The 11,293-nt window shown below is 67.2% G+C and carries 13 protein-coding genes; 7 read left to right on the top strand and 6 right to left on the bottom strand.

Annotated elements, in window-relative coordinates; all coding sequences use genetic code 11:
• Nucleotides 1-199: 199 nt before the first annotated feature.
• Genes ASD82_RS09220 through pdxH form a run of 3 tightly spaced genes read right to left on the bottom strand, consistent with a single transcriptional unit; the run spans nucleotide 200 to nucleotide 2,038 of the window.
• A complete protein-coding gene (locus ASD82_RS09220; RefSeq protein ID WP_056717533.1) occupies nucleotides 200-1,009 on the bottom strand; it encodes a cobalamin-binding protein in 810 nt (269 codons plus the stop codon).
• Nucleotides 1,010-1,013: 4 nt separating this feature from the next.
• Nucleotides 1,014-1,454 carry a secondary thiamine-phosphate synthase enzyme YjbQ gene (locus ASD82_RS09215; protein ID WP_056717532.1) on the bottom strand — a complete coding sequence of 147 codons (441 nt, stop codon included), beginning with the start codon at nucleotides 1,452-1,454 and terminating at the stop codon, nucleotides 1,014-1,016.
• Complete coding sequence (gene pdxH / locus ASD82_RS09210) at nucleotides 1,451-2,038, bottom strand: pyridoxamine 5'-phosphate oxidase (protein WP_056717542.1); 588 nt, start codon at nucleotides 2,036-2,038, stop codon at nucleotides 1,451-1,453. The genes ASD82_RS09215 and pdxH overlap by 4 nt, the downstream gene beginning before the upstream one ends.
• Nucleotides 2,039-2,270: 232 nt before the next feature.
• On the opposite strand from pdxH, the gene ASD82_RS09205 reads away from it, so the two are divergent.
• Nucleotides 2,271-3,101, top strand: a complete 831-nt coding sequence (locus ASD82_RS09205) for a hypothetical protein (RefSeq protein WP_056717531.1) — start codon at nucleotides 2,271-2,273, stop codon at nucleotides 3,099-3,101.
• A gap of 70 nt (nucleotides 3,102-3,171) precedes the next feature.
• Here the strand turns inward: ASD82_RS09205 and ASD82_RS09200 are convergent, their stop codons facing one another.
• The 3 genes from ASD82_RS09200 to ASD82_RS09190 form a co-directional block, all read right to left on the bottom strand.
• Nucleotides 3,172-3,375: a dodecin family protein gene (locus ASD82_RS09200; RefSeq protein WP_056717530.1), complete on the bottom strand. Its 204-nt coding sequence runs from the start codon at nucleotides 3,373-3,375 to the stop codon at nucleotides 3,172-3,174.
• A 111-nt stretch (nucleotides 3,376-3,486) separates the two neighbouring features.
• Complete coding sequence (locus ASD82_RS09195; protein WP_056717529.1) at nucleotides 3,487-3,831, bottom strand: YbjQ family protein; 345 nt, start codon at nucleotides 3,829-3,831, stop codon at nucleotides 3,487-3,489.
• Nucleotides 3,832-3,848: 17 nt separating this feature from the next.
• Entirely contained in the window at nucleotides 3,849-4,682 is an 834-nt protein-coding gene (locus ASD82_RS09190) for an SDR family oxidoreductase (protein ID WP_056717541.1), read from the bottom strand.
• A gap of 136 nt (nucleotides 4,683-4,818) precedes the next feature.
• Here ASD82_RS09190 and ASD82_RS09185 point away from each other — a divergent pair, with 136 nt between their 5' ends.
• The 6 genes from ASD82_RS09185 (at nucleotide 4,819) to ASD82_RS09160 (ending at nucleotide 11,231) form a co-directional block, all read left to right on the top strand.
• Nucleotides 4,819-5,373, top strand: coding sequence for a shikimate kinase (locus ASD82_RS09185; RefSeq protein WP_056717528.1), 555 nt, complete (start codon nucleotides 4,819-4,821; stop codon nucleotides 5,371-5,373).
• A complete protein-coding gene (gene aroB, locus ASD82_RS09180) occupies nucleotides 5,370-6,458 on the top strand; it encodes a 3-dehydroquinate synthase (protein ID WP_056717527.1) in 1,089 nt (362 codons plus the stop codon). The genes ASD82_RS09185 and aroB overlap by 4 nt, the downstream gene beginning before the upstream one ends.
• A gap of 123 nt (nucleotides 6,459-6,581) precedes the next feature.
• A complete protein-coding gene (locus ASD82_RS09175; protein ID WP_007810035.1) occupies nucleotides 6,582-6,842 on the top strand; it encodes a WGR domain-containing protein in 261 nt (86 codons plus the stop codon).
• Between the two features lies 1 nt (nucleotide 6,843).
• On the top strand, nucleotides 6,844-7,911 hold the full coding sequence (gene hemE / locus ASD82_RS09170; protein ID WP_056717526.1) for a uroporphyrinogen decarboxylase: 1,068 nt from the start codon (nucleotides 6,844-6,846) through the stop codon (nucleotides 7,909-7,911).
• A gap of 23 nt (nucleotides 7,912-7,934) precedes the next feature.
• Nucleotides 7,935-8,285 (top strand): DUF3147 family protein, encoded by a 351-nt coding sequence (locus tag ASD82_RS09165; RefSeq protein WP_056717525.1) that lies wholly within the window; start codon nucleotides 7,935-7,937, stop codon nucleotides 8,283-8,285.
• A 105-nt stretch (nucleotides 8,286-8,390) separates the two neighbouring features.
• On the top strand, nucleotides 8,391-11,231 hold the full coding sequence (locus ASD82_RS09160; protein ID WP_056717524.1) for a valine--tRNA ligase: 2,841 nt from the start codon (nucleotides 8,391-8,393) through the stop codon (nucleotides 11,229-11,231).
• The last annotated feature ends 62 nt before the right edge of the window (nucleotides 11,232-11,293 follow it).

Here is an 11,293-nt window from a genome sequence, read left to right as displayed (position 1 = left end):
GCGGGGTGGCCTCTCTTTGGGCCACGTTTCTCTGGCCACTCAGAGAAAGGTGGCTCGGCTGCCATAGGCAGACGAAAGCTTTTCGCTCTGATGCACAAGGGCACGCAAAAGCATCACCCGCAACAGCAAATGCAACCTTCGCTGGCATGACGAGTGGGCTGGAGGTCGCCGGCACAACAGCCCGCAAACGGCGAAAAGCTCAGCGCAGCACCCACGCGGCGATGATTCGATGGATCTCGTCCAATCCGTCGAACAGCGCCGCCGGTCCCGGCTGCAGGATGATCGGCGACTTGATCTCGTGGAGGTCACCGTGGTGCACCGCGGGGATCGCGTCCCAGCCCGGTCGCGCCGCGACCTTCTCGGGGCGGAAGCGCTTGCCGCACCAGGAGCCCAGGATGATGTCCGGCGCGCGCCGCACCACCTCGTCGCCGTTCGGCAGGATGCGCTGCTTGGCCAGCGGTTCGCGGGCCAGTTCGGGGAAACAGTCGTCGCCACCGGCGATGCCGATGATCTCGGCGACCCAGCGGATGCCGGTGATGATCGGCTCGTCCCATTCCTCGAAATACACTTTCGGCCGCCGCGGCAGTCGCGCCACGGCAGCGCGGATGTCGGCAATGTGCCGCTCGGCGCGTTGCGCGTACGCCTCGGCCTTTTCATGCGCGCCGACCATCGCGCCCAGCCGCCGGATGTAGGCGAGGATGCCGTCGACGCTGCGATGGTTGCTGACCCATACCTCCACGCCGCACTTGATCAGCTCGCGCGCGATGTCGGCCTGGATGTCGGAGAAGCCGATCGCCAGATCGGGTTCCAGTTTCATGATCTCGCCGATCTTCGCGCTGGTGAACGCGGAGACCTTCGGCTTCTCCTTGCGCGCGCGCGGCGGCCGCACGGTGAAGCCGGAGATGCCGACGATGCGGTGCTCTTCGCCCAGTGCGTACAGCACCTCGGTCGGCTCCTCGGTGAGGCAGACGATACGCTGGGGGAAGTGGTCGGCCACGCGGTGATCCATCCGCTCAATGCCCCAGCACGGTCACGGTGACCTTGCGCTGGTGCGGGTCGAGTCGGTGCTCCCACAGGTAGATGCCTTGCCAGGTGCCGAGTTGCAACTTGCCGCCGTGCACCGGCACGACCAGGCTGACCCCGGTGAGGATCGAGCGGACATGAGCCGGCATGTCGTCGGGCCCTTCGGCGTCGTGTTCGAAGAGCGGGTCGCCATCGGGCACCGCGCGGGCGAACCAGCGCTCCAGGTCGCGGCCCACCGCCGGGTCGGCATTCTCGCCGAGCAGCAAGGAGCAACTGGTGTGGGCAGTGAAGATATTGGCCATGCCGAGCTGGACATGGCTGGCCGCCAGCACATCCGCCACCTGCGCGGTGATGTCGCTGAAACCGCGCCCGCGGGTATGCACGATGAAGCCACCCTGCGCCACGTGCTGCGCGGGCAGCGGCCGGATCACGGGTACAGCATCCGGCTGGTCCAGGTCTGGCCGTGGCGATCCCAGCGCACCCGCTCGTGCAGGCGGAACTCGGCGCCGTACCAGAACTCCAGCATGTCCGGCTCGACCACGAAGCCGCCCCAGTGCGGCGGCCGGCTCACCTCGCGACCCTCGAACTGCTGCTCGTAGCGCGCCACGCGCTGCTCGAAGGTGTCGCGATCGGGCAGGGTCTGCGATTGCAGCGAGGCCCAGGCGCCGATCTGGCTGCCGCGCGGGCGGCTGGCGAAATAGGCATCGGACTCCTCTTCCTGCAGCTTGCGGGCGGCGCCTTCGACGCGAACCTGCACGCCTTCGCGCAGCTGCTTCCAGTGGAAGCACAGCGCCACCTGCGGATGGGCGTCCAGCTGGTTGCCCTTGTCGCTCTGGTAGTTGGTGTAGAAGCGGAAGCCCCGCTCGTCGGCGCCCTTGAGCAGCACGATGCGCGAGGCGACCCGGCCGGAAGCGTCGACGGTGGAAAGGTTCATCGCCGTCGGCTCGCGGTCGCCGCTGGCCCTGGCTTCGTCCAGCAGGCGCAGGAAGGTGTCCAGAATCTCGGGTTTGAGCATGATGTCGAAACTTTCCTTTTGCATCGTGGCCGACACGCGCCATCATGGCGCGGATGAACCTGAGCGATGATAGTGCAATGTCCTGCCCCCCCAGTAGCTTTCCGGCCCGGCTGACGGCGCCGCCCTGCCCTTTCCGGCGTGAAGCGGGCAGGGACGCGCCCGTTTGGGGGATACTGGGCGATCACCGCCTGCCTGTGGCGGAAGTGCCTCCGGGAACCAAGGTATCTTGCGGATGATGTCTCACGCCGACCTGCACAACGAAGCCCTCGCCGGCCATCTGCTCGACCAGTACGCAGGGCGCATCGCCCGCTCGCGCCGCCCCTACATCCTTGGCCTTTCCGGCCTGCAGGGCAGTGGCAAGAGTACGCTGGCGCGGGTGATGAAGATGCAGGCCGAGGCTCGCGGCTGGGCCACCGAGGTGCTGTCGCTGGACGACTTCTACTATGCCCGCAGCGAACGCGAGACGCTGGCGCGCGAAGTCCATCCGCTGCTGCGCACGCGCGGCGTGCCGGGTACCCACGAGATCGAACTGCTGATGTCGGTGCTGGCCGCCCTGCCGCATGCCTCGGAACGGTTGCCGGTGCTGCACCCGCGTTTCGACAAGGGCCGCGACACCCGCTTTCCACCGTCACGCTGGCCGCGGATCACCCGGCCGCCGAAATTGGTGATCGTGGAGGGCTGGGCACTGGGCATCCGTCCGCAGTTGCAGGCTGCGCTGGCCAAGCCGGTCAACGAACTGGAGCGCCGCGAGGACCCCGACGGCAGCTGGCGGCACTGGGTCAACAAGCAGCTGCGCGGCTACCAGCCGCTGTGGCGCAAGTTCGATGCCCTGATCGTGCTGCAGGCTCCGGGCTGGGAAATCGTGCGGCGCTGGCGTGGCGAGCAGGAGCAGGATCTGCTGGCGCGCCACGCGCCCCTGGCGATGGACGCCGCGGCGATGGAGCGGTTCCTCGCCCACTTCGAACGACTGAGCCGGCACGCGCTGGCCACCCTGCCGGTGCTGTCCGATACCTGCGTAGAGTACGACGACGACCGCCACGTGACGGGGCTCAGTCACGGCTGAGGCGGGGAACGGGGAACAGCGAAAGCTCCGCAGCTTCAGGCTTTTGTTCCCTGTTCCCCGTTCCCGTCTGTCAATCCACCACGAAGTTGATCTTCATGTTGACGCGCCACTCGGTCACCGTGCCGTCGTCTCCGGTGACCACCTTGATCTCGTTGACCCAGGCGCCCTTGATGTTCTTCACCGACTCGGCGGCTTTCTTCAGGCCGTGCTGCACGGCGTCTTCGACGCCCTTGGCGGACGAGGCGTTGATTTCGATGACCTTGGCTACTGACATGACGTCACTCTCCCATGGAGTCCGTGCGAGCGGCACGATGCGCTTCCCCTGTTCGAAGCGCCAGTCTGGACTGCCGTTGTCGAAAGGGACAAGCCGCACTGCAAAATCACGTCACGTTGACGCCTCGACCTGCACGGCCGTGCCGTACGCGAGCACCTCGGTCACGCCCTGGGCCACTTCATTGGCGTCGTAGCGCATCGCCACCACGCCATTGGCGCCCATCGCCGCGGCGTGTTGCAGCATCAGCTCGAACGCTTCCTCGCGGGCCTTCTCGCACAGCTCGGTATAGATCGAGATGTTGCCGCCGACGATGGTCTGCAGCGCCGCGCCGAGATTGCCCACCACGCTGCGCGAACGCACGGTGATGCCCCGCACGATGCCCAGCGAACGGACGATGCGGAAGCCGGGGATCTCGTTGGCGGTACTGACCTGATGGTGTGGAACGGTTCTGGCCATGATGGTGCTCCGTGGAATCAGCTGTCGATCAGTGCAGCATAGCCTTCGCGCGAATCCGGCCACCGCGGCGCCCAGCCGCTGGCGCGCAGGCGGGCATTGCTCAGCCGCTTGCTGCCAACGCCCACCGGCGCGGCACCTTCTGGCGGCGGCGGGGCGTCGATCAGCGCGGCCAGGAAATCGTACAACTCGTCCAGCGGCATCGGCGTGTCGTCGACGCCCAGGTACAGCGCTTGCGGCGCCTCCACCTGCAGCAGGTGGACGATGGCCGCGGCGGCATCGTCGACGTGGATGCGGTTGGCCCAGTGCGGCACTTCGCGGGGTACCCGCAGCTGTCCCGCGCGCAGCTTTTCCACCAGTTGCAGGCGCCCGGGCCCGTACAGGCCCGCCAGGCGCAGCACCACGCCGGGCACCGGCTGCTCAGCCAGCCACTGCTCGGCCTCGCGCAGCACCGCACCATTGAAGCCGAGCGGACCGACCGAGGTGGTTTCATCCACCCAGTCGCCATCGTGCTCGCCGTACACCGCGCTGGATGACACGAACAGGCATCGCTGCAGGCGACTGCCGTCCAGCGCTTCCAGCAGATGACGCAGGCCGTCCACGAAAACCGCGCGATAGCTGGCCTTGTCCCGCCCATCCGGCGCCGGCAGATAGATCACGCGGGTGATGCCGTGGGGCAATGCGCCGAGGCTGGCGGGATCAGTCAGGTCACCGCCCAGCCAGTGGATGCCCGACGCGTCGCGCGCCGGTGGATGCCGCCGCAACGCCCAGACGTCGTCACCGCGCGCGCGCAGAAGCTGCGCCACGCGTTCGCCCAGGTCACCGCATCCGGCCAGCAGGATACGTTCGCTCACCACTACCCTCCCATGGATCTGTCGAGATGAATCGATCGGGCTGACTGGATCACGCCCGCGCTTGCACGCCGAGTATCGCAAATTGACGGCTGCGGGCGGGTCGGACCCGGCCGATCGGCCCTGCTAGCATTCGCTCATGAATCCGTCGCACAACCTTTTCATCATCGGACCGACCGGCGCCGGCAAGACCTCGATCGGGCGACGGCTTGCCGCGCATTATGGCCTGACTTTCATCGATCTCGACCAGGAAATCGAACGGCATTGCGGCGTCGACGTGAACACGGTTTTCGAGATCGAGGGCGAGGCGGGATTCCGCCAGCGCGAAAGCACGCTGCTGGAGGAAATCAGCGGCCAGCATGACCTGTTGCTGGCCACCGGCGCCGGCGCGGTGCTGGCCGAAAGCAATCGTCGATGCCTCGGCGGGCGTGGCTACGTGGTGTGGCTGCAGACCACCATCGCGCAGCAACTCGAACGGCTCGAACGCGACCATCGCCGTCCGTTGCTGGCCGTGCCCGACCGCCACGAGCGGCTGCAGGCGATGGCCCGGGTGCGTGAACCGCTCTACCGCGAACTGGCCGACCTGGCCGTTCCCGGCGAACATGGCAGCGTCGCCAGCGCCAGCGAACGCTGCATCGCGCTGATCGACCAGCACTGGCAACGTCCTTCCGCATTCCCCAGGCAGACCGCATGAACCCGGCAATCCAGCATCTCCACGTCGCGCTGGGCCAGCGCAGCTATCCGGTGTGGATCGGCGCCGGCCTGCTCGACGACCACGCGCGCTGGCGCGCGATGCTGCGCGGCCGGCACGCGCTGGTGATCAGCAACACCACGGTGGCGCCGCTGTACCTGCCGCGGATCGAAGCGGGGCTGGACGGCCTGCACTGGTCGTCCTTCCTGCTCGACGACGGCGAGGCGCACAAGACCTTCGCCAACGTCGGCCGCGCGCTGGAAGCGCTGGGCCAGCTCGGTGCCACCCGCGATGCCTGCGTGATCGCGCTGGGCGGCGGCGTGGTCGGCGACCTGGCCGGCTTCAGCGCCGCGTGCTGGATGCGCGGCATCGACTTCATCCAGATGCCGACCACCTTGCTGGCGATGGTCGACTCCTCGGTCGGCGGCAAGACCGGCGTGAACCTGCCGGTCGGCAAGAACCTGGCTGGCGCCTTCCACCAGCCCCGCGCGGTGATCGCCGACATCGACACCCTGGCCACCCTGCCCGACCGCGAATACCGCGCCGGCCTGGCCGAGGTGATCAAGGGCGCGGCGATCGGCGACGAGCCGTTCTTCGCCTGGCTGGAGCAGCACGCCGATGCGCTGGCCGCACGCGATCCCGCCACCGTGCAGGAGGCGATCGCGCGCAAGGTCGCCTACAAGGCCGGCGTGGTTGCCCGCGACGAAACCGAACAGGGCGAACGCGCCCTGCTCAACCTCGGCCACACCTTCGGCCATGCGCTGGAAACCGCCGGCCACTACACCACCTTGCTGCATGGCGAAGGCGTGGCGGTCGGCATGCTGCTGGCCGCCCGCTTGTCCGAACGGCTGGGCATGAGCGACACCCACGACACCCGCCGCATGCTGCGCCTGCTGGAAACCCTCGGGCTGCCGGTGACGATTCCGCCCGGCATGGACCCTCAACAGCTGCTGGCGCTGATGCGGCTGGACAAGAAGAACAGCGCCGGCAGCCTGCGCCTGATCCTGTGGCGTGGCATCGGCCGGGCCGAGATCGTCGGCGGCGTGGACGAAGCCGACGTCATGGCGATCCTGACCGAAGCCACTTAGGGCAGACGCCGTCCGCCGCCGCGTGTGACGACATGCCCCGGCCATCCGGCGGGTCCCCGGGCGCAAATCCTATAAACTGTGCCGTCCGGCTACGCGCCCGTTCGTGTTGCACCCCTGGAACCCATGCGCCTCTACCTGCAAACCGTGCCCGGCGCTGCCGAAGCACCCCGCTACGTCCAGATCACGCTGGAGCAGGACCTGCTCGGCGGCTGGACGCTGTATCGCGAGTCCGGCACCCAGGGCGGCCGCGCGACCATGAAACGCGAGCAGTTCCTGGAGCGCGACGAGGCCGTGAGCGCCTTCGAGAAAGCGCGCGATGCCCAGCTCAAGCGCGGTTTCCGCCTGATGTTTGCCCAGGGCCTCGAAGGCCCTTACGGACGTTGAAATGACCGAGTTGAAGAACGACCGCTTCCTGCGCGCACTGCGCCGGGAAGCCACCGACACCACGCCGATCTGGGTGATGCGCCAGGCCGGCCGCTACCTGCCCGAATACCGCGCCACCCGCGAACGCGCCGGCAGCTTCATGGGCCTGGCGCAGAACCCGGAATATGCCTGCGAAGTGACCCTGCAGCCGCTGGAACGCTTCAAGCTCGACGCGGCGATCCTGTTCTCCGACATCCTCACCATCCCCGATGCAATGGGCCTGGGTCTGTCGTTCGCCCAGGGCGAAGGCCCTCAGTTCGCGCGGCCGCTGCGCACCGCCGCCGACATCGCCAAGCTCGCCGTGCCCGACATGGACGGCGAACTGCGCTACGTGATGGATGCGCTGCGGCTGATCCGCCAGGAGCTGCACGGCCGCGTGCCGCTGATCGGTTTCTCCGGCAGTCCGTGGACGCTGGCCTGCTACATGGTCGAAGGCCACGGCTCGCGCGATTTCGCCACGCTGAAGGCGATGTGCTGGAACGAACCACAGCTCGCGCACCAACTGCTCGACACGCTGGCCCGCTCCGTCGCCGCCTACCTGATCGCCCAGGCCGAGGCCGGCGCCCAGGCGCTGATGATCTTCGACACCTGGGGCGGTCTGCTCGGCCCGGCGCCGTTCCGCGAATTCTCGCTGCGCTACATGACGCGCATCGTGACTGCGCTGAAAGCCGACCCGGCCGCGCGCGAGCTGCCGGTGATCCTGTTCTCCAAGGGCGCCGGCATGCATCTGGCCGAGATGGCCGACAGCGGCTGCGCCGCGCTCGGCGTCGACTGGACGATGGATCTGGCCGACGCCCGCCGCGCCGTGGCCGGCAAGGTCGCCCTGCAGGGTAACCTCGATCCCGCGATCCTGCGCGCCAGTCCCGAGGTGATCCGCCGCGAGGCCCGCGCCGTGCTGGACAGCTACGGCAACCACCCCGGCCACGTGTTCAACCTCGGCCATGGCATCACGCCGGAGGTGAATCCGGAGCACGTGAAGGTGCTGGTGGACGAAGTGCACGCGTACGGGCGCACGCTGCGCGAAAGCTGATCGATGTTCCAAGAGGTGGACGGATGCTCTGGCTCGTCACGAAATACCTGATCACCGCAGCCGTCGTCGTGCTCGTCTCCGAAGTCGCCAAGCGCAGCGACCGCCTCGGCGGCCTGATCGCCGCGCTGCCGCTGGTCACCGTGCTGGCGCTGATCTGGCTGCAGGTGGAGCGCCAGCCGCAGGTGAAGATCGCCAACCACGCCTGGTACACGTTCTGGTACGTGGTGCCGACCTTGCCGATGTTCCTGGCCTTTCCCGTCCTGCTGCCGCGGATCGGCTTCTGGCCGACGTTGCTGGCCTGCGTGGTGATCACGCTGGTGTGCTTCTGGCTGTTCGCGCTGCTGGTACGGCGGTTCGGGATCGAGTTGCTGTAACGGGGCGCCCGAACGCGCTTGGGCCATCCGGCTCGCGCCCGTACAATGGCCCATCCGTAGTCCATTCACACTGCGCGCGCTCGTGGCGCGCCACCGCGAGCCCCCATGGAAAAGAGCTTCGAACCCGCCCAGATCGAGTCCACCTGGTATGCCCGCTGGGAAGCCAGCGGCGCGTTCCGGCCGTCGGGCGCGGGAGAACCGTACTGCATCCTGCTGCCGCCGCCGAACGTCACCGGCACGCTGCACATGGGGCATGCGTTCCAGCAGACGGTGATGGACATGCTGGTGCGCTACCAGCGCATGCGCGGGATGAACACGCTGTGGCAGGTCGGCACCGACCACGCGGGCATCGCCACGCAGAAGATCGTGGAGAACCAGCTGGCGGTCGAGGAAAAGACCCGCCATGACCTGGGCCGCGATGCCTTCATCGAACGCGTGTGGAAGTGGAAGGAGGAGTCCGGCTCAACCATCACCAACCAGATGCGCCGCATCGGCGCCGCCGCCGACTGGTCGCGCGAACGCTTCACCATGGACGAAGGCCTGTCCGCCGCGGTGCGCAAGGTGTTCATCGACTGGTATCGCGCCGGACTGATCTACCGCGGCAACCGGCTGGTGAACTGGGACCCGGTGCTGGGCACGGCGGTGTCGGACCTGGAAGTGAACAACGTCGAGCGCGATGGCCACATGTGGTCGATCCGCTATCACGTCACCGGCAGCGACGACAGTTTGGTGGTGGCCACCACCCGCCCGGAAACCATGCTGGGCGACGTCGCCGTGGCGGTGCATCCGGAAGACGAGCGTTACGCGCATCTGGTCGGCAAGATGCTGACCCTGCCGCTGACCGGCCGGCAGATTCCGGTGATCGCGGATGACTACGTGGACAAGGATTTCGGCACCGGCTGCGTGAAGATCACCCCGGCGCACGACTTCAACGACTACGCCATCGGCCAGCGGCACAAGTTGCCGCCGATCACCATCTTCACGCTGGATGCCAAGGTCAACGACAACGCCCCGGAGAAGTACCGCGGGCTCGATCGTTACGACGCGCGCAAGGCCGTGCTGGCCGACCTCGAAGCGTCCGGTCTGCTGGTCGAGACCAAACCGCACAAGCTGCAGGTGCCGGTGAGCCAGCGTTCGGATGCGGTGATCGAGCCGATGCTGACCGACCAATGGTTCGTCGACCTGACCTCGGACGTCCAGAAGGACGGACGTCCAGGCGGCCGCAAGGCGATCACCGAGCCGGCGCTGGATGCCGTGCGCTCGGGCGAGATCAGGTTCGTGCCGGAGAATTGGGCGACCACCTACACGCAGTGGCTGGACAACATCCAGGACTGGTGCATCAGCCGCCAGCTGTGGTGGGGCCACCGCATCCCGGCGTGGTACGACGAGGCGGGCAACATCTATGTGGGCGAGGACGAGGCCGATGCGCGCGCCAGCGCCACCACCGCACCGGTCGGGGCGCTGCGCCAGGACGACGACGTGCTCGACACCTGGTTCTCCTCGGCGCTGTGGCCGTTCTCCACGCTGGGCTGGCCGGCGAACGGTCCGGTGCAGAACGAACGCGGCGAAGTCGTCGCCAACTGGGAGCAGGACAAGATCTTCCTGCCCAGCGCGGTGCTGGTCACCGGCTTCGACATCATCTTCTTCTGGGTTGCCCGCATGGTGATGGCGACCAAGTATTTCACCGGGCAGATTCCATTCCGCGAGGTCTACATCAACGCCATCGTGCGTGATGCGGAAGGCCAGAAGATGTCCAAGTCCAAGGGCAACACGCTGGACCCGCTGGACCTGATCGACGGCATCGCGCTGGAACCGCTGGTGGAGAAATCCACCAAGTCCCTGCTGATCCCGCAGGTGCGCGCCAAGGTCGAGAAGCGCATCCGCAAGGACTACCCCGACGGCATCCCCGCGATCGGCACCGACGCGCTGCGCTTCACCTTCGCCGCGTTGGCCAGCTACAGCCGCACGATCAACTTCGACCTCAAGCGCGCCGAAGGCTACAAGGCGTTCTGCAACAAGTTGTGGAATGCGGCGCGGTTCGTGCTCTTGAATACGGGGAATGGGGAATCGGGAATCGGGAATCGGGAAGATCAAAAGCCGGTGACCGAGGCGGAGCGGTGGATCCTGACGCGCCTGAAGCAGACGCTGGCGGAGGTGGAGCAACACTTCGTCAGCTACCGTTTCGACCACCTGGCGCAGGCCTTGTACGAGTTCGTGTGGAACGAGTATTGCGACTGGTTCCTGGAGTTGTCGAAGCCGGCGCTCAATGGCGACGATGCGGTCGCGGCGGCGTCCACCCGCCGCACGCTGCTGGTGGTGCTCGAAAGCGTGCTGCGCGCGCTGCATCCGGTGATCCCCTTCATCACCGAGGAGATCTGGGCATCGGTGGGGCCGAAACTTAGCCTGACCGAAGCAGGCCTGATGCATCGGCCGTGGCCGAATGCCTCCGACATCGTCGCCGACGAGGCAGCCACCGCCGAGATCGAGTGGTTCAAGAACGTGCTGTCCGGTATCCGCAAGATCCGCTCGGAAATGAATATTTCGCCGGCCAAGGTCATCCCGCTGCTGTTCGCCGATGGCGATGACAACGATCGCGCGCGGGTGGCCAAGTTCGCTGCGCAGATCAGCTTCCTGGCCCGCACCGAAGCACCGCAGTGGATCGAAGCCGGCGCCGATGAACCGGCTGCGGCCGCAGCCGTGGTCGGCACGCTGAGGGTGATGATCCCGCTGGCCGGGCTGATCGACGTGGCCGCGGAAAAGGCCCGCCTGACCAAGGAGATCGGCCGTATCGAGGTCGAGATCAAAAAGTGCGAAGGCAAGCTCGGCAACGCCAGCTTCGTCGCCAACGCGCCGGCCGAGGTGGTGGCGCAGGAGCGCCAGCGCATCGCCGACTGGAACACCACGCTGGGGGCGTTGCGCGAGCAGGCGGGGAAGCTGGCCGGCTGAGCCTTGCTCCTCTCTCCCGCTTCGCGGGGGAAATGGCGCTCTTGCTCTTCAACGCGGCAAGT

This window comes from Rhodanobacter sp. Root179 (genome assembly GCF_001428465.1).
Lineage (GTDB): Bacteria > Pseudomonadota > Gammaproteobacteria > Xanthomonadales > Rhodanobacteraceae > Rhodanobacter.
The sequence above is the reverse complement of the archived record's forward strand: the minus strand, read 5'-3'. Positions and strand labels throughout refer to the sequence as shown.